Below are 22,234 nucleotides of genomic sequence, written 5' to 3' on the forward strand. Positions count from 1 at the left end.
GGTGCTGCCAGGCGAGGGCCGGGCCCCGCGTACATGGGGTGGTTCAGGCGACGTGCAGGCGGCGCTGTTCGATGACGCGGTCACGGAGTCGGAGCGCGTCCTCGCGGCGGATCTGGAGCTTCTTCGCCAGGCCGGTCGCGGAGATCTGCTTGCCCTCGGCGACGAGGTCTGCGGCGGCCGTCAGGGCGTCCGGCAGGAGCGCGTCCAGCTCCTCGTCGGACCGTCCCCGGGGCCCGCTCTCGCGGGGCTTCTCGGCGGGCGGTTCATCCGTGTTCGACCCAATTCCCGCTTGGGATCCAGGCACCTGGGTCAACTCGGCGAACGGGTTGAGCCGGGCGGCCTTGAAGCCGGTCTCCAACAGCTCGTCGCGTACGTTGTCGCCGAGCTCGAACGCCGCGCCGAGAGACAGCACGGCGTTGGTCGCGGTGGCGTACAACTCGGCCGACAGACCAGGCTCGGCGCCGGTGCGGATCCGCCACGCGGCGGCGAACGCCGACTCGTCGTCCAGGACCCCGTACGGCAGGGCGGCCTGGAGCTTGACCGCCTGCTCCACGATCTCCGGGTGATGCTTGCGGCGGGCAGCCACGTGCTTCGCACGAGCCTTCTCCGCCTGCTTCTGCTCCTTGGTCTTGCCATGGGAGCCGTGGGTCTTCAGGTCCCAGATATAGATCGCGAACAGCGAGCTCGCGCCGAGGACGAACGCGACCCACGGGTGCTCGCCGTACTGCTCCCAGCCGTGCCAGAAGTTCACCGCGGCCGCCACGGTGGCGACGGCCCAGGTGCCGATCCGGTACTTCCGCGGCTCGCGGCCCGCGTCCTCGGCCTGCTTGCCCATGAACGTGACCGCCCAGGCGCCGCCCTCCAGCATCGCGGCGAGCAGACCGGCCATCCCCGCGTTCACCGTGGCGCCGGTCAGCGCGCCGATCTGGGAGAGGATCGCGGGCACGATCGAGGCGACCATCACGAAGCCGACGAACAGTGTCGCGGGGTTGGTCTTGAGCCAGCGGACCGCCTTCGCGCGCTTGGCGGCGGCGGCCGCCTTCTTCGCCTGCTGCTCGGCCGCGCGGGCCTTCTTGTCGGCCTGTTCCTGGCGGCGCTTCGCGTCGGCGTCCTTGCGCTTCTCCTCCGCCCGGGCGGCCTCGCGGTCCTGCCGGGCCTGGAGCTCCAGGCGCCGGTCCTCGCGGGCCTGCTCGGCGCGCAGCTGCTCGTCGCGCCGCTTCTCCTCGCGGTACGTGCTCATCGGGTACCTCCGGCGGGCGTCGCGATTCCGTACAGGACGTCGGCGAGCTCCTGGCGGAGCTTCGGGGAGACCCGGTCCAGCCGGAACCGGCGGGCGAACGCCTCGTCGAGTCCGGCGACCGCGCGGGCGATCGTCTCGGTGATCAGGCTCAGCAGCGCGACCGTCCCGGCCAGCAGGCCGAGCGCGAGCTCCAGGACGGTCAGCACGAACAGCAGGGTCTGGGCGAGGGTCTTCATCGCTCCTCACCCGCCTCGGCGAACTCCTCGTCCTCGTCGGCGCGCAGCAGGAGACGGTCGACGCCGATCACGCCGAGCGCGGCGATGGCTCCGACGAGGGTGAGGTCCTGGACGTCGATGACCGCGCCCCAGACCTCGACGGCGATGCACAGGGTCAGCAGGAGCCGGTAGGCGAAGGTGTTCACGCGGCGCTCCGCTCGAAGCCGAGGGCCGAGCGGCGGGGGAAGGAGAGAACCCGGGCTCCGAGCAGGCCCCGGTAGTGCGCGATGTCCTCGGTGTCGAGGTCGGTCGCGGCCTCCGCCTCCAGGACGCCGACGATGTCGCGCAGCGCGTCCTGGCCGGCGACGGAGTCGAACTCCAGCGGCTCGACCGGCTCGGCGTCGAAGCCGAGCGCGGCCTCGATCAGCTCGGTCTGCGTAACGATCCTCTGACCAGCAACGATCATGTTCATGGGTCGTACTTCCTCTCGGGTGGGACGGCCCGAACCGAGGCCCCGGGTCTAGCCACCCGGGGCCTCTCGCCGTCAGAACCAGGAATCTCCGGCTCCCCTCAACCCCGCCCGTACGGCGCCCCGCAGTGGGACCCGGTCGGGCGGAGGAGGCAACCGGCCGCAGCCGAGCGGCTGCGGAGGTCAGGTGACGCGGTGGGCGTGACCGTCGTGCCGGTCCAGCACGATCGGCGCCCGTGGCATTCGTTGGTACACATCGCCCTCCCGGGCGGTGGGATGGGACGTGTTGCTCAGACCTCCGATACGCGAGGTGCCCCTCGCCCCGAGGAGGTCTGGTTCTCGGGGGTGATCAGGGCAGATGCCACGCGGGTCTTAGAGCCGATGGCGTGTCCCCCTATGGGGTGTGGGGCCCGGTTGTGACGCGGGCCCGGTCTCGGTCGGCTGGTCTCCACTCGCCACCGGCCGGAGCTGTCGCGGCCGTCGTACTGCGGTGGATCACGCTGTTGAGTTGGGGCACACCGGAGCCGGACCTTGCGGTCCATCTGGTGCGCACCAACAGATTGACATCTGGTGCGCACCAGATGCAACCCCTCCTGCGGGTTGCGTGTCGGTGTGCATCTCCAGAGAACGGCCGAAGTTGGGCGCCCCGGTAGCCAACTGGGGTTAACCTCAGGAGGGTTAACCAGCTTTCACCTGGGGCTTTACGGGAGGCAGCGTGGCTACGGGGTTAAAGGCAGTGAGGACCGCGCGAGGGTGGTCACAGGATCGATTGATCTACGAGTTGCGACGGTTCGCGGAGCAACGGCTGCTCGACATCGCCTCGGCGGCGAGCCTCAAGACCTACATCTCGGAGTGGGAAAACGGCCGGCGCCCCATCACGGACCGGTACGCCGCGATCCTCCGGCCGCTCCTGGGCGTCACGGACGATGAACTACGCGGCGCGGCCGAGGTGCAGGAGCAACAAGCGGACGGATACGCGGACTTGCTGAGTCGGATCGATGCGGCGGGCAGTCTGAGCGAGTCCATGGTCCCGTCGTTCCTGGCCCAGACGGAGCTGCTCCGCACGATGGACCGTCAGATGGGGGCGACCGGCTTGGTCGACCAGATGAACGGCCACTTGGCGGCGATGGAGGAGGCGCTCACCTTCGCGGTACTGCCAGGGATGCGGAGGCCCATCGCGACAGCGCTCGCGGGAGCGTCCACCCTCGCGGCATGGCAGGCGCTGGACGCCGGCGCCGTGGACAGGGCATGGCGGAGGTACGAGCTTGCCAAGAAAGCCGCCCAGGACGCCGAATCCCCTCTCTACCTTGCGCACGCCATGGGGGAGCAGGCGTACGTACTCGCGGACGCCGGTCGACCCCAGCTCGCGATCGAGCTGGTGCGAGACGCGCAGCGTGTCCAACCCGAGCGCCAGTCGCCGCGGCTTCGGGCGTGGCTCGCGGCCGCTGAGGCCGAGCTGTGCGCAGCGGCAGGGGCGGGAAAGGAGTCGGAGGCACAGGCGGCACTTGAGCGAGCGATGTCCCTGCTACCCGACGACGGGGAGGTGCGTGATGCCGACATGCTGAGCATCTTTCTCAACACGGACCACCTGGCGAGATGGCGTGGGAACGTCCTTGCCAAGCTCGGAGACGCCTCGGCGATGGATGAGCTGTACGCCTCCTTGGGCAGCGCGGACGCGTCCTTCGTGCGCGCGAGATCCGGGCTGCACTGCGATCTCACGCAAGCACACCTGGCCCGGGGAGAGCTAGACGACGCGCGGTCCCACCTGCAAAAGGCTCGATTGCTGGCGAACCGCACGGGGTCCGTGCGGTATCGCCGTCGCGTGGAACTGCTTACCGGTCGCCTCTAGTGCGAGACGCCAGGATATGGAGCAGGGCCACGAGCGTGCCCGACCCCATAAGCTTGCCCTCGGACATGAGCCGCGGGATGTCATTGAGGGGGATCCAGGCGACCTCGCCGGCCTCCTCCGCGTCCGTGGGCTCACCGACCTTCTCGGCCCCACGGGCCACGAAGATATCGTGCGGCGAGTCGACCATGCCGATCATTGGCTGGTAGCTCACGACATGTTCGACGGGGCCGGGACGCCACCCCGTCTCTTCCTCAGTCTCGCGCGCGGCTGTGGCAGCGGCCTCCTCGCCCGCATCCACGATGCCTCCGGGCAGCTCCCACCCCCACTGTTGAGGGACGAAGCGGTACCGCCACAGCATGAGCACGCGGTCCCGCTCGTCGAGCACGGCTGTGACGGCCACGCGGAACAGACGCACCACATGATGCTCGAAGCGCTCCACTCCGGGGGGTTCTACGTCAACTAGGTCCAGATTGACCCAACGGTTTTCGTAGACGTGGCGGGAGCCGTGGATTTTCCAGGGCTCCATTTCCGCTGGTGTCGGAGCACTCTCGCTGCCGAGAACCCTGTAGGAGCTTCGATCATGGGCCTTAATGAGGCGCTCGTTAACCAGACGCGCGAGAACCTGACGCAGTGCGGTGCGGCCGATCTCAAGCTCGGCACTCAACGTCCGCTCGGACGGCAACTTGTCGCCGGGGCCGTATCGGCCCGATTCGATCCAGGATCGAATCGTCTCATAGACCCTCTGAGTTTTGGGTCCCATTCCTGATGCACACTCCCCGGTCCGTGACTTACTGGTGATCAGCGTAGCGATGCTCGCGACAGTGCCTTCCTGGGCCTAGCCGCAGCCCTCGTTTGCCATCGCCACCTCACCAGACGAGGCGACCTCGGAGTTGTAGTGCGACCGTAGGGGGCGTCATGCAGGTGCCACGGGTGGCTCACCGTCCGTTGACATAGAGGGGCCTTCCTTTGCCGCGGCGGCCTGACCCGGCACCTCTGGCAGAAGGTTGAAGCACTCCTGAACCACGCTCTTGCGCCAAGTCGTGTCGGGATGGCCGCTTTTGATCTCGGCGATTTGTTCAGCGTCAAATCCGAGATGAGAAAGAAAGACACATTCAAGTAGATGCATGAGGATCTCGGAACCACATTGAACGGAGCGCACATCCTTGGAGAATTCCTCTGAAGATTGCAATCCATGACTCACTACGTGTCGTAGTCTAGCAACCCGCGAGTACCACTGAGGCTCATCGACAATCTGCCTCATTGCCTCTGGCGCATACAGCGCCAATCGCTTGATTCGCTGTTCCAGCGATGTCTCCCTCGGCCGCTTGAGGGCGCTCTTCACCTTCACTCGATCCCGCCCGGGGATCGATGACTTTTTCAGGGCTTCCGAAACCCTCTCAATTAGTGCATGGTCGGGCTCATATTGCTCATCAGGATTAAGCGTCCGATCCAGGGCTTCAACCGCGGAAGCGGCAGTAGCGAATCGCGCAACTGGCCAAACGAATCTGCCGTCAAGGAGGAGTGCCCACTGTTCAATAGCGTAGACCCATTCAGTCGAAAGATCCATGATCATAGGTGCTTGCTCTTCCCACCGCAGGGACGAAGCCGGGAAGAGCATTTTTGCCGGATTAATCTTTGTTGATTTCAATTCTGGAGCTCGCACCCGGACATCTACCCAGCGTGGCGATCGGGGGATGACTCCATCTATTTTCCACTTATCATTGGTAAACCGCAGGCTCTCGATGCCGCACCTAGAGCCGGTCACCAGCGTCATGAGAACCTGCAACCCGCGAAGGTGCACATCGAAGAGCTTGTCGATCGATATCGGCTCCTCGAAGTAGAGATGGAACCCGCTGCGCGCAATTATCGAAAAATCGGAAAGCCCGCCCCTTGTTACAGAAAAATCGCCAAGTGAAATCAATGCGTCTCCGGTCAATGCGACACGCTCAGCAAGCCGGTAGATGGAAATATTCTTTGGCAACCCCTGGGCATCCCTTGCGACATGGAAAGATCGCGGAGTCAGCCACTCATCTTGATTTTGAATCTGAACCCGGGCTTCCGTCACCTTAAGTTCATCCTCGAACAGTAGTAGTCCTTCGATAGCCATACGAGGACGAAGCTCTATTTCCGCCTGGCCGCTCATCTTGGTCCTGGACCGTCCTGGGCGCGCATCAACGAGGGTTACAGACTTACCAAAGGCGTTCCCATGCACCAGAGGGTGCATCGATGGACGGAAACCCAATGGATGCTGATCGCCTAGAGGGCGATGAAGAATGGCTTTGGCGTCTCCAGTCTCAAGAAGAGTGTAGGTGCCGGGTGTGGTGGAGGTGGAATCATCGGGTAGCCACCAGTCACTCACGACAGCATCAGACGTCTCATCCTTTGCCACAGCTGTCCTGTCCTGTTAGTGGAGTCAAGTCTCCTCACGATCGTAGAACCCCTGCCAGACTCTGGTCCCTGACTTGCCAGTTCATCCCGCTCCCAACCGGCAGGGCGAGCAGCTCGACGCGAGCGGCAGCAGGTCGACCCATCGTTCGGCGAGGAAGCTTGTTGCTGAGGCAACGGTAGTCTTCGACGCCAACATGGGTCACCTGAACAGTTGTGTGCCCCCTTCGACGCCCAGGACGGCCTTTTGGCTGCCAGCGTGGCTGTGAGGTTGGCGAAGGGGGCAGGCGAACTTACAAAGCAGATACCGGCGGTTCGAAACGGTCCGCGCCCACCACCGCGAGCCCCCAACCGATCACGGTTGGGGCTCGCGGTGGTGCATAGGCAGCTGCCTGTGGGGCTACCTCGGTGGTGACGCCCCGTACTGCTTCTCCTTGCTACTCCATCAGCATCCGGCTCCAGTCTGCGAAAACGCGGCGATGTGTCGGAAGACCTTCCCTCCGGTGTCGCCTGGCAGGTGGAGCTCCGGCGGCACTTCCGTGGTGGCGAAGGCCTCTACCTTCTGGGCGCACAGCTGGGCGAAGTCGCAGCCGTCGCACTTCCTCTCGGATGCGCGCTGAGGAAAGTCGCCTTCAGTGATGCGGTTGACCGCCCACTCCACGTTAGCGACCGCCGCGTCGACAGCGTCCTGGTCGACCGGTACGTCGATCCTCTGGCTGTCCTTAAGGAGGTGAACCGCGCCCGTGCGGGCGTTGGCTCCGTGAACCAGGTCGGCTCCGCGACCGTACAGCTGCACCTGGAGGGAGAGGTCTTCCCAGTGAAGGTCCGGGTTGTTCAATGCGTCCGGACCGCCCTGCATGGTCTTGAAGTCGACGACCTTGGCGTCCTGGATCTTGTCAGTGTCGTCGACACTGAGTAGGAGGTCGATGGCACCGGAGATCACGGCCCCCGTGACGGGGATCTCGAAGGGGAGCTCGACCTGCCGCTTCGTCTCGAAGTCCTCGGTGTAGTCCTTGGCGTAGTCAGCCACGATGTCCGAAGACTTCTGCAGAGCGCGTTCGTAGGCGCCCGGCCTGTTGACAGGGTCCGAGCTCGGCGAGACATGCTTGAGGTGAAAGAGGTCCTCCGCGATGGACCTGGCCTCCTCGGGCGTGGGCGCACTGCTGTTGGTGTACGCCTGGTGCAGCTTGCCCACTGCGGCGTGTACCGCCCGCCCGAACCCGAAGAGCTCCGGAATGTGCGGCGAGAAGCCGTTGACCACGCTGAGCTTGTAGGCGTGGGGACAGCGCATGAAGGTATGGATCTGGGAGTACGTCGTCGGCAGCACCGACTCATCGCCACGCCTTCGAGGCTGGGCGGCGGGAGGTGCCACGAGCGGGGGCGCACCGGACTCCAGAAGGTCACGCCGGATCTCTGCATGCGCCAGGCGGGCCGCGAAGGGGGAAACCTGCGCCGCCCGCTTGCCGCCAGGAAGCTGCGCGGAACCGGTGACGTAGAGGAAGCGTTCGGCGCGGGTGATCGCGGTGTAGAAGAGCCGCGCCTCACCTGCGGTTCCGGTCTGGTACGAGCCGTTGTCCAGCGCCTGCTGGATCAGAGTCGAGGGGATCCAGCCGTCGTAGCGGTGCCGCCGGCCGGGAAAACGATTGGCCTCAACGTCGACGACGAAGACCACCGGGAACTCCAGCCCCTTGGCCTTGTGGACGGTGGATACGGACACGGCATCGGGCCGGGTCATCATCTGCCCGTCGGTGTCGTAGCCGGTGCCGGCCACGTTCTGCAGGAAGTTGAGGAGCTCCCCGAAGCGGGACTTGCTGTCGATGGAGACGTAGACCGACTCCACGTCCTGCATGATGCGGCTGAATGTTCCCAGGTCCGTCATGACACCGTCGTCGAAGCCGCTGGCGGCAACGTTGAGGGATTCCAGCAGGTCGTGCAGGAGCTTCTGCGGAAAGAGACGCTGACGGGGCACACCCGGAGCGATGGGCATGTGGATGCGCCGCCCCCAGTCGGAGAAAACGCGCCTCACCCGCTCAAGCTGAGCCAGAGGGAATGCCTTCGAGAGCTCGGCGTGGAACAGGTGGTCGACCTGGCTCCGGTCCGGGGTGCCGTCTCGCATCAACTCGAAAGCGTTGCGGAGAGCGGCCGGCTGAGCACGATCGAAGAGCTGTGCACCCGAGTCCAGGTCGTAGACGATGTTCCGGGCGGCAAGTGCGTCGACGAAGGCAGTGTGTCGCTTCGTCCCGTCCTGCTCCTCGGTGTTTGTCGAGCGCATGAGGATGGCGAAGTCCGCAGGGGTGAGCCCTCTGCGGGTGCCGTCGGGCTCCTCGTACTCCGTCCCGAGAAGGCTCTCGATGCGGTCGGCGACGAAGGCTGCTTCTTCCGGCCTGCTGGGAAACTGTTGGACGGCAAACTCCCGCGGGCTGTGATTGGCATGTGCCCGAAGTACCTTCGGCAGGCGCATCGCGCCTACCTCTGCCGCAACGAAGTCTCCCGCCGTCTCGACGACCGCGGACGTGGAACGGAAGTTGGTGAGCAGCTTGTGCACGGAGGCGTTGGGGTAGCGCTTGTCGAACTCCAAGATGTTCGTCACGTCGGCGCCGCGCCATCCATAGATTGCCTGGTCGTCGTCGCCCACGACGAACAGGGTCTCGGAGTTCTCGTGCATGAGCGCGATGAGTCGCTCCTGGACCACGTTCACGTCCTGGTATTCGTCCACAAGGACGTGGCGAAGCGGGGCGAGTGCCTGGACCGCCCCCTGGTCACCAGATTCGAGGGCCTCCACGACGAGTCGCTGCATCAGCGAGAAGTCGATGAAGTGGTCGTTCTCCATGTTGGACCGTAGACGTTCCAGGACGGCCGCGAGTTCGGGATCCTCGCCGGCGACCTGCTGCGGGTCCAGCAGCTCGTCGTTCATCATCTGCCACGCGCGGCTGATCTGCTTGAGCGCCTCGAAGTATCCGCGGCGGGTGCCCTTGGCCGTGGGATGGGCGTCGCGTACCGCGTGGATCGCCAGCTTGGGGTACCGCGAGATCAGGTAGATCCGGAACTGCATCTCATCGAGGACGTCGAACTGGCGGTACCGGGCGTCCATGTCGCCGAGAACACGGCGACACCATGCGTGGATGGTCCCGATGTACATGCCACCGACCAGGAGAGGGTCCAGACCACACTCCTGGAGAGCAGCCGCGACGCGCGTCTTGATCTGCTCTCCCGCCTTCTCCGTGAAAGTGAACGCGACGATCGACTCAGGGGCAGATCCGGTGGCGATGCGATGTGCAACCCTCCCCGCGAGCGCACGGGACTTTCCGGAGCCTGCGCCGGCCAAGGCCAGAACCTCCGACTCCGGCGCCACCGCAGCGGCGTACTGCTCAGGCGTGAGCCAGTTCTTGAGCGCCTTCTCAGTCTGCAAGTCGGAATTCCTCCCGATAGTGCCGTTCATTGCAGGACAGGCTGTCACGGAGCACTGACAATGGGGCGTCACTGGAAGGAAGTTGGTCCTGAGCTGCGACTTTGAGTGACCGGGTGGGCGGACCGGTGGAGCCGCGTGCTCTGTCGTGCTCCGGCGGTTCCCTCCCCCCGGCGGGCGGAGGGCGTGGTGCGCCTGAGGGCGAGGAGTGGCTCCCTGTCGGCTCGGGGAGCCAGACTGGGAGCCACGCGCGGCGACACCCAGCGGACGCAGGCGGACTTCGGCGAACGCTGTGGCTCCCTGTCCATGGGGAGAGCGAGTGCTTGATCGAGACCCCGGGATGCCCCCCATTACCTCCGGGGTAACGCACCGGTCCCGCACGGTGCGCACCGCCCGGGCGGCGAGCACCGCCGTCGAGGCGGCGGCGGACACCCCCAGCCAGACGAAGAGGGCGGGCCAGACGTACGAGATCATGCCCAGGTCCGCACCCCTGCGGGTCAGCAGGCCCGCCAGGTCGCCGAGCAGCAGGAAGGCGGCGACGGGGAAGGTGTACGGGAGGGTGCGCAGGGCGGTGCGCCACCAGGGGCGGCCCACCGCGCGGCGGGCCCAGCGGCGGGAGCGTACGACACCCGTGGCCCCGAGGCCGAGGGAGAGCAGGGTGAGTGCCGCGAGGACGTAGTCGGCCTGGAGGGTGAAGGGGGTGCCGCCGTCCGGGGCCCTGCCCCGGGCGAGGTCGGCGAGACCCTGGGCGAGGAGGGTGGCGTCGTCGCCGGAGACCATGCCGGTGTTGGTGACGACGGCGATGCCGGTGCGGGAGTCGGGGAGCAGGGTCTGCGCGGCGTTGTGGGTGAGCAGTTGGCCGGTGTGCCGGATCTCGCGCGGTCCCACGCCCTCGGACGACCGGGTCCAGCCCATGGCGTAGGACGTGCCCTCGGGGGTGCGGGGCGGTGTGTGCATGGTGGTGACGCCGCGTGCGGAGACGACGCGTCGGCCGTCCGCCGTGGCGCCGCCGTTGTTCTGGGCGATCAGCCAGCGCGCCAGGTCGTCGGCGGAGGCGACGACGCCGAAGCCGCCGGCGGTGAACCAGCGCGGCTGGTCGCGCTCGATCAGCCGACCGTACGCCCGGACGTAACCCCGTGCCTGCTCGGGCATGTCGGCGGTGGAGTCGACGGTGGTGGCGCCGGTCATGCCCAGCGGCTGGAAGACCCGCTCGGCCATGTGCGCGGCGAAGGGCTTCCCGCTCACGGCCTCCACCAGGCGGGCGGCGACCGCGTAGTTGGTGTTGTGGTAGTTCATGCGGGTGCCGGGCGCGGACGCCAGCTCCACCCCGCGCAGGGCGGCGACCGCTTCCGTGAGGGTGCCCGGCTGGGGGCCGACCAGGTCGGGGTGGGCGGAGTCGGCCATGCCCGAGGTCTGGTTGAGGAGTTGGCGTACGGTGATCCGCTCGGCGCGGGGGTCGGCGAGGGTGAAGTCCGGGAGGTACTGCCGTACCGGGCGGTCGAGGCCGACCTCGCCCGCGTCGACCAGTTGCATCACCGCCAGCGCGGTCATCGACTTGGACAGCGAGGCCACCGGCACCGGAGTCCGCGCGGTCAGGGCCCGGCCCGCCGCGGTGTGCCCGTAACCGGCGACGCTGACGACCCGGTCGCCCCGGGTGACGGCCACCACCGCGCCGGGCAGTGCGGTGTCCTCCAGGTAGTCCCGTACGTAACGGTCGACGGCCTCCGGGGTCAGGGACCCGGCACCGGGAGCGGACTGGGCGGCGGGCGCGGCGAGCGCGGAGCCGGTGCTGCAGACCAGGGCCGCGGCGGCGGCCAGGGCGGCCGCGAGGACACGCGGGCGGCGGGGTGTGGACGCGTTCTTCTTCATGCCCCCATCCCATCGCGGGAGGGGTCCGTGGCGCAGTGGCGTACGGGGGAGTTCGGAGGTAGTGCGGGCACTACCCCCGAGGGGCCGGCCGGCGATGGCGGGATCGCCGTGAACCGCCCGCCGGGCGGCCCCCGCCCCCGGGCGGGCGGGAGCGGGGGCCGCCCAAGTCGGGTCCGCTCAGGGTCAGGCCGGGACGACGGGCTCCTGCAGTTCGGTCACCCAGTCGTCCTGGTCGGGCGGGCACTCCAGGTTGACCTCCCGGGCGTACCCGGTGGAGCGGTAGCCGTGGGCGTCGATCCACCGGCCCAGGGTCTGGACGGTCGGCAGGAGCGCGGACATGGGCCCCCGGTGCACGATGGTCGCCGCCGACTCGACCGGCGGGAGGTCCAGCACCCGCAGCGTGCCGTCGTCCCGCACCGGAGCGGAGACCTGCACCCCGGCGTGCACGAGGAGGCCGCCGCCGGGGGCGACCTCGTAGCGGGCCACACCCGGGCCGCTGGGCGTGATGCCCGCGGCCTCCAGCCGCTCGAACAGTTCGGCGTACAGGGGGGCGATGGTGGAGCCGACCGCGTGGAAGTCGGCGGCCACACCGGTGAGTTCCGCCACGCGGACGCTCGGCAGGCTCTTGATGACGACGTCGTTCGTGGACATGCATCCCTCGCTCTCGATCGACCGGAGCCTCGCCTCGACCTGACCAAGCCGGGCCGCCGACTCCGCCATCGCCGTTTCCAGTTCGGCCTGGCGCAGCCGCAGCATGGCGCGCAGTTCCCCGGCGGTCACCTTCTCGTCGAGGATCTCCCCGACCTGCTGGAGGGTGAAGCCGAGGTCCTTGAGCGCGATGACGCGGTTGAGCCGGGCGAGCTGGGCGGCGGTGTAGAAGCGGTATCCGGTGGCGGGGTCGACCCGGGTGGGGCGCAGCAGTCCGGTGGCGTCGTAGTGGCGCAGCATCCGGACCGACACGCGGCCGAGCCTGGCGAAGTCTCCGATGGTGAACATGATGTCTCCGAGTTGAGGGCCTCACACGGTGTCAGGGTCAAGCACCGTCGGGAACCTTCCCCGCCGCTCGCCGCTCGCCGCACGGCCGTCGTCCCGGCGGTTACGGTACGACTCCGGCCTGCGCGTTCTTCCTCCAGCCAGGTGCGGCCCCGGGGCCGGTGTTCCCGGCCCGGCCGAAGAGGCGCGGGCCGTGCTCGCCGAGGGACCCGGCCCGCTCGTGGGAGCCGGTCGGTGAGGGGGCCCGGCGGTACTGGTGCGAGGTCCGGGTGCGGCGCGGCCGGTCCCGGACGTCCCGGGCCCCGGCGCGGGCGGCGGCCACGGGCCGGTACCGCCTCGATTTGGGGAGCGCAGCCCCTGGGGCGGGTGCGGATCCGATATAAGTGCTCGTATGACACTGGGTTGGAAGTTGGTCATCGACAGCGGAAACGCCCCCGTCCTCGCGGACTTCTGGGCCGAGGCCCTGGGGTACGTCGTAGAGGACCCCAGCGCGCTCATCGAGCAGCTCCTCGCCGCCGGGCGCCTCCCCGAGCAGGCCGTCACCGAGCACAACGGGCGCAAGCTCTTCCGCGGGTACGCGGGCGTACGCCACCCCGACGACCCGTTCGACGGGAACAGCGGCGTCGGCCACGGGCGGCGGCTGCTCTTCCAGGACGTCCCCGAGCCCAAGAGCGGCAAGAACCGCCTGCACATCGACGTGCACGCCGAGCCCGGCGAGCTGGAGAAGCAGGTCGCACGCCTGGAGCAGCTCGGGGCCACCCGCGTGAACGAGGTGGACCGGGGTCCGGTCGGCCACTGGTGGGTCCTGCGGGACCCGGAGGGCAACGAGTTCTGCGTGGCGTAGCCGCGCGACGCGCAGAGGGGCCCCGGGTACGCACAGGACGTACCCGGGGCCCCGTTCGTGGGGGTCGCGCCGGCCGGAGGCCACGCCAGGGGTGTTCGCGCCGGCCGGGGGCGGGAGTCCGGCGCGCAGATCATCCGGCGGGAGGGGGTGGGTGCTTCCGGCTTCGGCCGCGCCGTGAGCGGCGGGCTTCCCGCGATCGCGGCGGGGTGCCCGGTCATTCAGGACCGGCAACAGGCCGGCGCGTGCCGGGCTCACGTCGCCGAGCGCTGGAGCGGCGGTCAGGGGATGAGCAGCACCTTTCCGGTGGTCTTGCGGGCCTGCAGGTCCTCGTGGGCCCGCCGCGCGTCGGCCAGCGGGTACGTGGCGCCGATCCGCACCTTGAGGGAGCCGTCGGCGATCGCTGCGAAGAGCTCGCCGATCCGCCACTCCAGCTCGGCGCGGGTCTGGACGTAGTCGGCGCTGTTCGGGCGGGTCAGATACACCGAACCGGCCTTGTTGAGCAGTTGCGGGTCGATCGGCGGCACCGGACCGCTCGCGGCGCCGAACAGCGCCAGCATGCCCCGCTTGCGCAGGCTCGCCAGGCTTCCCTCCACGGTGGACTTGCCGACCCCGTCGTAGACGACGTGAACGCCCTCGCCGTCGGTGAGCTTCCGCGTCGCGTCGGCGAAGTTCACCCGGTCGTACCGGATCACCTCGTCGGCCCCGGCCTCGCGGGCGAGCGCCTCCTTCTCGGCGGTCGACACCGTGCCGATCACCCGTGCCCCCCGCGCCTTGGCCAACTGGATCAGCAGCAGCCCGACTCCCCCGGCCGCCGCGTGCACCAGAATCGTTTCGCCCTCCTTGACCGGATAGGTCGATGTGACCAGGTAGTGCGCGGTGATCCCCTGCAACGGCACAGCAGCGGCGAGCTGGTCGGCCACGCCGTCCGGTACGCGCACCGACGCAGCGGCCGGCACCAGCGCCCGCTGCGCGTAGCCGCCCGGCACGCCCTGCCAGGCCACCCGATCCCCCTCGTCGAAACCGCGCACGTCCGGGCCGACCGCGACGACCGTTCCGGCGCCCTCCAGGCCGAGGACGTAGGGCAGCGGGACCGGGTAGATCCCAGCCCGCTGGTAGGTGTCGATGTAGTTCACACCCGCAGCCGCCACGTCGACCAGCAGCTCGCCCGGCCCCGGCGCGCCGATCTCCACGTCCGCGACCTCAAGCACCTCCGGGCCTCCGGCCCGCCGAACCTGCACTGCTGTGGGCATGCTTCCTCTTCACTCTCTTCGCTTCGCATCACGTTCTCGGCCGCCACGACTGTAACTGCCGAGAGGTGTCGGCTCGGCATGCCGTCGCGAGGTCAAGGCGCTCAACGGATTACCGGGTCGGGGCGATCGTTCTGACGCCGCGTCGGGCGAGCAGGCAGCGCAGGGTCTCGCACCCCGCCGGTACGAACAGCGGCGTGGCGGGCCCGGAGGGAGTCCCGTGGCGTAGCCGTGCCACGCGCAGAAGGGCCCCGGGTACGCACGGACGCACCCGGGGTCCCGTTCGTGAGAGGGGCGCGCTAGCTGGGGGCCTCGGCGTTCTTGCATCGTGGTGGCGGGCGCGGGTTCGACCCGGCCGGGCGGCAATGACGGAACCCTCGCCGTGGTCGACGGCTTCCGCGGCCTGCGGGGCGTGCCGGTGGTCCCGGCCTACTGCTCGGCGGCGGAGCCCACGGTGCCCGAGGCGGTGGCCCGGCTGCGCGCGGAGGGCCACCGCCGCGTCGCGGTCGCCACCCGCCTTCTCGCGCCGGGCCGCTTCACGCGCGCGCTGGCGTGGTGCGGGGCGTGGGCGGTGTCGGAGCCGGTCGCCGACCATCCACGGATCGCACGGCTGGTGGCGGACAGGTACGCGGCGGCGCGGCGCGGCCCCGGACCTCTGGAGCAGATTCATCACTGTGAGTGATGACACGAACGCATTTGGGCTGCTTCTCTGGTACGTATGAACACGCAGCGCAGTTACCTCGCCCATGCGGCTCTGATCGCCGCCCTCGCCCTGGCGGCCCCGCTCGCCGCGACCCCGGCGTCCGCCACGCCCGCCACCACGCCCACCGCGTCCGCCGCCACACCCGCAGCGGTGACCCCGGCCGGCCCGGCCTCCCCGGCCGTGCGCGGTGAGGCCCGCACTCCCGCCGCCCAGGTCGACCACTTCTTCACGGCCTACCGCAAAGCCGTCCTGGGCTCCGGCCCGCACACCCCCGAGCAGGTCCGCAGGGCCCACCTCACCGCCGAACTGAACGCCCACCTCACCGAATGGGCCGAGCAGAACCACGCCGATCCGGTGATGCGCGCGCAGAACGTCCCCAGGGGCTGGAAGGTGCGCCTTCACGCCCAGACGGCCACCACCGCCACGGTCGTCCTCACCCAGATCTGGGGCGCGGTCCCGGACACGGAGGTCTGGTACACGGTCCGCCGCTCCGACCTGAAGATCACCAACCTGACGGACCCGCCGCTGAGGGGCTGAGCGGGCACTCGCGCTCCGGGCCCGCCAACCGGCGGCGGCACGTAGCGTATGTCTGACGGAGGTCGGAAGGAGACGTGGTGCCCGCACAGGAGACGGCGAGGGTGCTCGCGCACCTCGACGAGTACGTCGTCGGCGCGTCGGAGGGGCAGCGCGGGGCGTTGTGGCGGCTCGCCGAGCGGGGGCGGCAGCTCGACGCCAATCTGGTGCGGCTTCCGCCTCACGCCTCGGTGACGCCGCATGTCGAGGGCGCGCTGGACGTGTTGCTGCTGGTGGTGGAGGGCGACGGACAGCTCGACGACGGGTCCCCGACACCGCAGGACATGCGGCCGGGCGGGCTGGTGTGGCTCCCGAGGGACGCGACCCGGGCGCTGGCGGCGGGCGCCCGGGGACTGACGTACCTCACGGTGCACCGGCGACGCCCGGGGATGGCGGTGGGCCCCCGCCCCGTCGAGCACGAGGGCGGCGAGGCCCCCTGCGCCCTGGGGCGGGTCTGCCAGGAGTGCGGGCGGCTGGGGGCGGAGGGCGGGGCGCGGTACTGCGCGTGGTGCGGGGAGGAGCTGCCGACGACGTCGGCCTACTGAGCGGCCCGCGGGGGCTGTTGAGCGGACTGCGGGTACTGCTGGGCGGCGTACGGGTCCCGCTGGGCGGACTGCGGGCCCTGCTGGGCGGCCCTCAGATCCCGCTGGGCGGACTGCGGGCCCTGCTGGGCGGCCCTCAGATCCCGCTGGGCGGCCCCCGGACCCCGCTGGGCAACTCTCCGGGACTTACCGCGATTCCTCGGACAGCAGGGGTTCGAAGGCGCGGTAGGCGTCGTAGTTCGTGAAGTTCCGGCTGTAGAGGTCGGCCCGGTCGCCGAGGGAGGCGTCCAGGACCTCGTTCACGTCCACGACGTGCAGGAGTTCCCAGGTGATGCGCTCGCCGCGGTCGTTCTCGTAGCTGGTCTCCTGGGCCTTGCCGTGGGCGAGGGCCTTGGTGCGGGCCTCGTCCTCACTGTCGGCGGTGAGCAGGACGAAGTCCTCGGCGTAGCGGGGCTCGTGCCCGGCGGCGTCCGAGGTCGCCCGGGACAACAGGATCGCGATGTAGCTGCTCGCCATGGGTCTCCTCCGCTTCACTGGGGTCCGTGCCAGGGACCCTACGTCATGGACGACCGCGGCCGGCGCGCTCGGTCACCGTGCCCTGCCCCGGGCGGCGGGTGCGGCGGCCGGTGCGGCCGGGACGTCGGCGGGCGCCTCGGCCGGTGCGGGCCCCGTCACCGCCCTGGCGGCGGAGGCCCCCCGGGGGCGCAACTGCGCCAGGGCCACGGCGGCCAGGGCAAGCACTCCGCCGAGCAGTTGCAGCGGGGTGAGCTGCTGGCCGAGCAGCGCCCAGCCGAGCACGGTGGCGACCAGCGGGCTGAGCAGGCCGAGGAAGGTGACCTCGGTCGGCGACAGCGCCTTGATGCCGCGGAACCACAGGGCGTACGCGACGGCCGCGCCGATCAGCGTGAGGTATCCGTAGCCGAGCAGGTTCTCCCCGGTGAAGGAGGACGGCGGCGGCCCCTCCACGAGGAGCGCGACGGGCGTCAGCAGCAGCCCGCCCGCCACGAGTTGCCAGCCGGTGGTGGCGAGCAGCGGAGCCGGGGAGACCCAGCGCTTGCTGAGCACGACGCCGGTGGCCATGACGACCGCGCCGCCGAGCGCGGCGGCCACCCCGAGCGCGTCCAGCCGGGCATCGGCGCGCAGCACCAGCAGGGCGACCCCTGCGATGCCGGTCACGGCCGCCAACACCGTACGGAGGGTCAGGCGCTGGCCGAGCAGCCCGGCGGCGAGGCCGGCCACGAGAAGGGGCTGGACGGAGCCGACGGTGGCGGCGACTCCGCCGGGGAGACGGTAGGCGGCGACGAAGAGGAGGGCGAAGAAGACGCCTATGTTCAGGGTGCCGAGCACCAGGGCCTTCCACCACCAACTCCCCTTCGGAAGCTGCCTGGTGAGGAGCACGAGGAGGATTCCGGCCGGAAGCGCCCGCAGCACGCCGGCGAGCAGCGGGCGGTCCGGGGGCAGGAACTCGGTGGTGACGAAGTAGGTGGAGCCCCAGACGGCGGGGGCGAGGGCGGTCAGCAGCACGAGAGCCGCGCGGTTTCTTAGCACTAAGACAACATATCTCACCGCTAAGGGATCGACTACTGTCTTCCTCATGACGGAGAACGCGACGACGCACGGAGACGCCGGGAACGGCACGGAAGCGGTGCCCGGCCGCGCGGGCCCGGACGTCCGCGACCACGTGGATCACGTACTGGACCAGTGGCACGCCCAGCGTCCCGACCTGGACGTCTCCCCCATGGCGGTGATCGGCAGGCTGAAGCGGCTGACGCTGTTCATCGAGCCGGAGATGAAGAAGACCTTCGCCGCGCACGGGCTGGACCGGGCGTCCTTCGACGTGCTGGCGACCCTGCGGCGCAACGGCCCCGGCACCCCCCTCACCCCCGCCGAGCTGATGGCCTCCGCGATGGTGACCTCGGGTGCGGTCACCCAGCGCCTGGACCGCCTCCAGAGCCGCGGCCTGATCACCCGCACCCCGAGCCCCACGGACGGCCGGGTCGTCCACGTCGCCCTGACGGAGGAGGGGCTGGCGCTGGTCGAGACCGCGCTGCCGGACCACCTGGCCACCGAGACGCGCGTCCTGGCCGCCCTCTCCCCCGCCGAGCAGGAGCAGTTGTCCCTCCTGTTGCGGACCCTGCTGCTGGGGCTCGGCGACACGTTCTAGCCGGACGGACCCTTGGGCGGGAACGGAACGACGGTCGCGGGCCGGGCACGACCGCCCGCCTGCCCGTACCCGGGAAAGCGCTCGCTCCTGCCGGGGGTTCGGCCGCAGCACCGCGAAGCGCACCCCCGCCCGGTCGACGGAGAGGCCCATCGACGTCCCTCCGGAACGAACGCGCACATCACAGCCGCCCGACTGGCCCCTGCAAATCGAACAGACGTACGCTTCCGGTATGTCTTCCTACTCCGCCCCCTTCCCCGAGGACCTCATCGACCTTCAGCAGCAGCTCCACCAGGCCCAGGCCGACTTCCACACTCTCGCCACCGCCCCTCCCTGGGGCGCGGACTCCGCCCCCGTCTTCACCGAGGAGGAGGTGGACCAGGTGGAGGAGCTGTGGGAGCGCATCCGCGAGCTGACCATGGCCGTCAACGAGCATCCGTACTGGACGGCCACGACCGGCGCGGGCGGCGGCCCGGTGAACAACGCCCGGCGCGGACTGCGCGTGGTCCGCGACCCGGAGGCCGGCGCCGGCGCCGCCTGATTCCGCACGCGCCCCGCGCGCCCCTGTTCACCGCCGGGTTCCCGGGTACACGTACCGCAGCACGTCGATGACGTGCCACGGAACGGCGACACGGAAGAGGAACAGGGTCATGTCGATGCGCGCGGTGGGTTGGGCGAGGACGTTCCCGATGTCGCAGGGCGTGCGCGAGGGCAGAAGGTGGACGGAGGAGCACCTCTCCCAGCTCCCCTGGTACGAGAGCTGCCCGGACACGGTGGACTCCATCGTGCTGACCGTCTCCGAGCTGCTCACCAACGCCCATCTGCACGCCCGCAGCGACGCTCAGCTCGTGCTGACCTGGGACAGCCGCTGTGTGCACGTGACCGTGCACGACGACACGTCCGGGCGGTCTCCGAAGCAGCGCGCCGAGTCCACGGCGGCGACCTCGGGGCGCGGCATCGCGATCGTGGACGCGCTGGCGGACAGTTGGGAGACCCACGAGCAGCAGCACGGCAAGGCGGTCACGGCCTGCTTCACCCCGGAGTTGCCGGAGTCGGCGCAGAGTTGAGCCGACCCCGGCAGCCTCCGGCCGACGCGGAGCTGGACCCGGCCGACCCCGGCCGACGCGGGGCTGAGAGGCGGGGGCACGCGTCGGCGGGTGCGGGACGCTCAGCGGCCGCGGGCGACCTTCATCCCGTACCGCGACCACAGGGCCCGCTGGACGAACAGGGTCACCGTTCCCGCGATCAGCATTCCCGCGAGGTTGACGCCGAGCTGGATCAGGGAGGCGCCCACCTCGTTCCAGTGCGCGAGCGGGACCGCGACCGCCAGGTTTCCCGCGGCGGGCACGGTAGTGACCGAGATGAAGACGCCGACCAGCGTCGAGGACTTGCCCGCGGTCATGGAGAGGATGCCCGCGATCCCGGCGAGCAGCGCGACCACGAACGACCAGCGGTCGGGGTGGATGATGAAGTCGGTCAGCGGCCGGCCGTCCAGCATCGAGGGCTCGATCCAGCCCAGCAGCCGCCCGGCCGCGGCCAACGCCATGGTGATCAGTACGGCCGCCGTGAAGCCGACGACGAGCGTGCGGACGGCCCGGCCGACCAGCGCGCCCCTGCGGCTCATCAGGCCGAAGCAGATCGCCGCGACCGGCCCGAACTCGGGGCCCAGCACCATCGCGCCGACTATCAGGATGGGCTGGTCCAGCAGCGCCCCGATCGCCGCGATCTGCGTGGCCAGTGCGAGGAAGGCGAGGAAGGCCCAGGTCAGACGGGTCTCGGTAGCGGTGCGGGCGGTCAGTTCGTCCCAGACCACGGCATCGTCCGGGTCGCCCGGAGCGGCTTCCTCCGCCTTCTCGGCGGCCGTGGAGATCGACAGGTCGAGCGCCTCGACGGTGATGCCGCCGGTGTCCTTGAGCCCCAGGCCGCGCAGTGCGTCGAGCACGCCGTTGGCCGCCTCCCGCGCGACGTCGAACTCGACGAGGTCGCCCGCCGGGGCGTACGCGGCCCCGGGCAGTCTGAGGACGTTGACGACGGCGGGGCAGTCCGTCGCGATGTCCAGCACCGCGTCGGTGCGGTCGGCCGGACTGATGACTCGTACATGCAGCATGGCCGTATTCTGCCGGGCCCGCCGCCGTAGATTGACCGGATGGGCAGCACACATGACACACGCATGCCGGACATCGACGCGACGAGCCACCTGAACGGGGACGCCATCGACGCGCCGCTGGTACGGGGGTTGCTGGAGGAGCAGCATCCGGATCTGGCCGGTCTGGAACTGCGTCGCGTCCAGGGCGGCTGGGACATGCAACTGTGGCGGCTGGGCAACGAGTTGGCGGTAAGGCTGCCGCTCACCCGGCGGGGTCCCGAGCTGCTGCGCAACGAACTGCGCTGGCTGCCGGAGCTGGCCGGGCGCCTTCCGCTGCCGACGCCCGTGCCGGTGCGGACCGGGGTGCCGACCGCGCGTTTCCCGCGCCCGTGGTCGGTGGCGGCCTGGGTGCCGGGCGAGCCCGCGGACAGTTCGCCCGTGACCGCCGGGCACCGGCTGGAGGCGGCCGACGCGCTGGCGGGCTTTCTGCGCGCCCTGCACGTTCCGGCCCCGGCGGACGCGCCGGTGAACCCGCTGCGCGAGTGGTCACTGGCCCAGGTGAGCGACGGTTTCGCCGACACGGTGAACAAGGACCTGGCGGAGGGCGCCGCCTCGGCGGTACGGAGCGCGGGCGTCGAGCGCGTGCGCGCCCTGTGGGCGGACGCGGCAGCCGCACCGGCCTGGACGGGCCCGGCGCTGTGGCGGCACACCGACCTGCACCCCGCGAACGTCGTCGTCACGGGCGGCAGGCTCACCGGGATCATCGACTTCGGGGACCTGTCCACCGGCGACCCCGCCCAGGACCTCGCGGCGGTCTGGACCCTGCTCCCCTCGGGTCCGCCGGGCGCGGCCCCCACCACCGTGGCGCGCTTCCTCGCCGGATACGGCGAGGTGGACGAGGCGACACTGCGGCGGGCCAGGGGCTGGGCCCTGTCGCGGGCCCTGATGCTCATCGCCGTCGGGCACAACGGGGACAAGGGCCTGCCCGGCGGAAAGCCGACATGGGGCCCGGCGGGCAGGGCGGCGCTGGAGCGGGTGCTGGCGGGCTGAAGGCTCGGCCTCCCCTTCCCGGATCGCGGTGACGTGCGCCGCGCCGACCGCCGTCGGGGCGCGGGGCGAGGCGGGGGCGGAGCATCAATCCCGGTGCGGCCGGACGGGTGCGCGTGATAGGTCTCGCCCCCATGACCACAGATCCCCATGCGAACGACCTCCGCACGGACCGGCTCGTCCTCCACCCCCTGTCCGTGGCGGACAGCGAACGCCTGGTGGCGGGCGGGCCGTACCACCGGACCCCGGACTACCCCCGCGAGGGGGACATCTCCGCGGCCCGGCGCTTCCTGCGGGTGTGCGCGGAGAAGGGCGACCCGAGTCCGTACGCCAACTTTGAGATACGGCTGCGGGAGAACGGCCTGCCCGTCGGCGGCATCGGTTTCCACGACGCGGAGGACGAGAGCGGCGCCGTCACGGTCGGGTACGGGCTGATTCCGCAGGCGTGGGGCAAGGGATACGCGACCGAGGCGCTGCGGGAGGTCGTACGGTTCGCCCGCGCCTGCGGGGCCACCCGGGTGAAGGGCGACGCCGACCACGCCAACGTCGCGTCGCAGCGGGTGATGCGGGCGGCGGGGATGCTTCCGGTCGGGGAGGACGCGGAA

General features: G+C 69.9%; 22 protein-coding genes and 1 pseudogene. 10 read left to right on the plus strand and 13 right to left on the minus strand.

Annotated features, from left to right (window positions below; all coding sequences use genetic code 11):
* Nucleotides 1-43: 43 nt before the first annotated feature.
* From ACZ56L_RS11095 to ACZ56L_RS11110, 4 genes are read right to left on the minus strand one after another with little or no spacing between them, the layout of a single operon-like run.
* Complete coding sequence (locus ACZ56L_RS11095; RefSeq protein ID WP_471063279.1) at nucleotides 44-1,240, minus strand: DUF2637 domain-containing protein; 1,197 nt, start codon at nucleotides 1,238-1,240, stop codon at nucleotides 44-46.
* Nucleotides 1,237-1,476 (minus strand): hypothetical protein, encoded by a 240-nt coding sequence (locus ACZ56L_RS11100; RefSeq protein ID WP_471063281.1) that lies wholly within the window; start codon nucleotides 1,474-1,476, stop codon nucleotides 1,237-1,239. The genes ACZ56L_RS11095 and ACZ56L_RS11100 overlap by 4 nt, the downstream gene beginning before the upstream one ends.
* Entirely contained in the window at nucleotides 1,473-1,661 is a 189-nt protein-coding gene (locus tag ACZ56L_RS11105) for a hypothetical protein (RefSeq protein ID WP_471063283.1), read from the minus strand. Before ACZ56L_RS11105 ends, ACZ56L_RS11100 begins: the two co-directional genes overlap by 4 nt.
* Nucleotides 1,658-1,927 carry a hypothetical protein gene (locus ACZ56L_RS11110; protein ID WP_471063285.1) on the minus strand — a complete coding sequence of 90 codons (270 nt, stop codon included), beginning with the start codon at nucleotides 1,925-1,927 and terminating at the stop codon, nucleotides 1,658-1,660. Before ACZ56L_RS11110 ends, ACZ56L_RS11105 begins: the two co-directional genes overlap by 4 nt.
* A 769-nt stretch (nucleotides 1,928-2,696) precedes the next feature.
* On the opposite strand from ACZ56L_RS11110, the gene ACZ56L_RS11115 reads away from it, so the two are divergent.
* Nucleotides 2,697-3,773, plus strand: coding sequence for an XRE family transcriptional regulator (locus tag ACZ56L_RS11115; RefSeq protein WP_471063825.1), 1,077 nt, complete (start codon nucleotides 2,697-2,699; stop codon nucleotides 3,771-3,773).
* On the opposite strand, the gene ACZ56L_RS11120 is transcribed toward ACZ56L_RS11115, so the two are convergent.
* The 5 genes from ACZ56L_RS11120 to ACZ56L_RS11140 all read right to left on the minus strand — a co-directional run bounded on the left by ACZ56L_RS11120 (nucleotide 3,757) and on the right by ACZ56L_RS11140 (nucleotide 12,748).
* A complete protein-coding gene (locus tag ACZ56L_RS11120) occupies nucleotides 3,757-4,533 on the minus strand; it encodes a GntR family transcriptional regulator (RefSeq protein WP_471063287.1) in 777 nt (258 codons plus the stop codon). The two genes, ACZ56L_RS11115 and ACZ56L_RS11120, sit on opposite strands and share 17 nt — an antisense overlap.
* Before the next feature lie 153 nt (nucleotides 4,534-4,686).
* Nucleotides 4,687-6,132: an ApeA N-terminal domain 1-containing protein gene (locus ACZ56L_RS11125; RefSeq protein WP_471063289.1), complete on the minus strand. Its 1,446-nt coding sequence runs from the start codon at nucleotides 6,130-6,132 to the stop codon at nucleotides 4,687-4,689.
* Nucleotides 6,133-6,603: 471 nt separating this feature from the next.
* A complete protein-coding gene (locus ACZ56L_RS11130) occupies nucleotides 6,604-11,433 on the minus strand; it encodes a serine hydrolase (protein ID WP_471063291.1) in 4,830 nt (1,609 codons plus the stop codon).
* Nucleotides 11,434-11,616: 183 nt separating this feature from the next.
* Nucleotides 11,617-12,429 carry a MerR family transcriptional regulator gene (locus ACZ56L_RS11135; RefSeq protein ID WP_471063293.1) on the minus strand — a complete coding sequence of 271 codons (813 nt, stop codon included), beginning with the start codon at nucleotides 12,427-12,429 and terminating at the stop codon, nucleotides 11,617-11,619.
* 100 nt (nucleotides 12,430-12,529) lie between these two features.
* Nucleotides 12,530-12,748: a hypothetical protein gene (locus ACZ56L_RS11140; protein WP_471063295.1), complete on the minus strand. Its 219-nt coding sequence runs from the start codon at nucleotides 12,746-12,748 to the stop codon at nucleotides 12,530-12,532.
* A 69-nt stretch (nucleotides 12,749-12,817) separates the two neighbouring features.
* On the opposite strand from ACZ56L_RS11140, the gene ACZ56L_RS11145 reads away from it, so the two are divergent.
* Entirely contained in the window at nucleotides 12,818-13,270 is a 453-nt protein-coding gene (locus ACZ56L_RS11145) for a VOC family protein (protein WP_471063297.1), read from the plus strand.
* Between the two features lie 278 nt (nucleotides 13,271-13,548).
* Here the strand turns inward: ACZ56L_RS11145 and ACZ56L_RS11150 are convergent, their stop codons facing one another.
* Complete coding sequence (locus ACZ56L_RS11150; RefSeq protein ID WP_468687036.1) at nucleotides 13,549-14,520, minus strand: quinone oxidoreductase family protein; 972 nt, start codon at nucleotides 14,518-14,520, stop codon at nucleotides 13,549-13,551.
* 325 nt (nucleotides 14,521-14,845) lie between these two features.
* Between ACZ56L_RS11150 and ACZ56L_RS11155 the strand changes: the two genes are divergently transcribed.
* The 3 genes from ACZ56L_RS11155 to ACZ56L_RS11165 all read left to right on the plus strand — a co-directional run bounded on the left by ACZ56L_RS11155 (nucleotide 14,846) and on the right by ACZ56L_RS11165 (nucleotide 16,338).
* Nucleotides 14,846-15,199, plus strand: a complete 354-nt coding sequence (locus ACZ56L_RS11155) for a CbiX/SirB N-terminal domain-containing protein (RefSeq protein ID WP_471063300.1) — start codon at nucleotides 14,846-14,848, stop codon at nucleotides 15,197-15,199.
* Nucleotides 15,200-15,235: 36 nt separating this feature from the next.
* The gene (locus ACZ56L_RS11160) at nucleotides 15,236-15,757 is read left to right on the plus strand and encodes a hypothetical protein (RefSeq protein WP_471063302.1); all 522 of its coding nucleotides are present in this window, start codon (nucleotides 15,236-15,238) and stop codon (nucleotides 15,755-15,757) included.
* A gap of 77 nt (nucleotides 15,758-15,834) precedes the next feature.
* Nucleotides 15,835-16,338, plus strand: coding sequence for a cupin domain-containing protein (locus tag ACZ56L_RS11165; RefSeq protein ID WP_471063304.1), 504 nt, complete (start codon nucleotides 15,835-15,837; stop codon nucleotides 16,336-16,338).
* A gap of 183 nt (nucleotides 16,339-16,521) precedes the next feature.
* Here the strand turns inward: ACZ56L_RS11165 and ACZ56L_RS11170 are convergent, their stop codons facing one another.
* Both ACZ56L_RS11170 and ACZ56L_RS11175 read right to left on the minus strand, forming a co-directional pair.
* Entirely contained in the window at nucleotides 16,522-16,851 is a 330-nt protein-coding gene (locus ACZ56L_RS11170; RefSeq protein WP_345227861.1) for a DUF4288 domain-containing protein, read from the minus strand.
* A gap of 72 nt (nucleotides 16,852-16,923) precedes the next feature.
* Entirely contained in the window at nucleotides 16,924-17,883 is a 960-nt protein-coding gene (locus ACZ56L_RS11175; protein WP_471063306.1) for an EamA family transporter, read from the minus strand.
* Nucleotides 17,884-17,929: 46 nt separating this feature from the next.
* On the opposite strand from ACZ56L_RS11175, the gene ACZ56L_RS11180 reads away from it, so the two are divergent.
* The 3 genes from ACZ56L_RS11180 to ACZ56L_RS11190 all read left to right on the plus strand — a co-directional run bounded on the left by ACZ56L_RS11180 (nucleotide 17,930) and on the right by ACZ56L_RS11190 (nucleotide 19,563).
* A complete protein-coding gene (locus tag ACZ56L_RS11180) occupies nucleotides 17,930-18,499 on the plus strand; it encodes a MarR family winged helix-turn-helix transcriptional regulator (protein WP_401763927.1) in 570 nt (189 codons plus the stop codon).
* Between the two features lie 229 nt (nucleotides 18,500-18,728).
* Nucleotides 18,729-19,037 carry a hypothetical protein gene (locus tag ACZ56L_RS11185; protein ID WP_471063308.1) on the plus strand — a complete coding sequence of 103 codons (309 nt, stop codon included), beginning with the start codon at nucleotides 18,729-18,731 and terminating at the stop codon, nucleotides 19,035-19,037.
* A 109-nt stretch (nucleotides 19,038-19,146) separates the two neighbouring features.
* Nucleotides 19,147-19,563, plus strand: coding sequence for an ATP-binding protein (locus tag ACZ56L_RS11190; RefSeq protein WP_471063310.1), 417 nt, complete (start codon nucleotides 19,147-19,149; stop codon nucleotides 19,561-19,563).
* Nucleotides 19,564-19,664: 101 nt separating this feature from the next.
* Here ACZ56L_RS11190 and ACZ56L_RS11195 read toward each other — a convergent pair whose 3' ends face one another.
* Complete coding sequence (locus tag ACZ56L_RS11195) at nucleotides 19,665-20,603, minus strand: DUF389 domain-containing protein (protein ID WP_471063311.1); 939 nt, start codon at nucleotides 20,601-20,603, stop codon at nucleotides 19,665-19,667.
* A gap of 63 nt (nucleotides 20,604-20,666) precedes the next feature.
* On the opposite strand from ACZ56L_RS11195, the gene ACZ56L_RS11200 reads away from it, so the two are divergent.
* Nucleotides 20,667-21,632 carry an aminoglycoside phosphotransferase family protein gene (locus tag ACZ56L_RS11200; RefSeq protein WP_471063827.1) on the plus strand — a complete coding sequence of 322 codons (966 nt, stop codon included), beginning with the start codon at nucleotides 20,667-20,669 and terminating at the stop codon, nucleotides 21,630-21,632.
* 131 nt (nucleotides 21,633-21,763) lie between these two features.
* Nucleotides 21,764-22,198 (plus strand): annotated as a pseudogene (locus tag ACZ56L_RS11205) (GNAT family N-acetyltransferase); the annotation flags it as partial.
* Between the last annotated feature and the right edge of the window lie 36 nt (nucleotides 22,199-22,234).

The sequence above is a fragment of the Streptomyces sp. NPDC039736 genome (assembly GCF_055596485.1).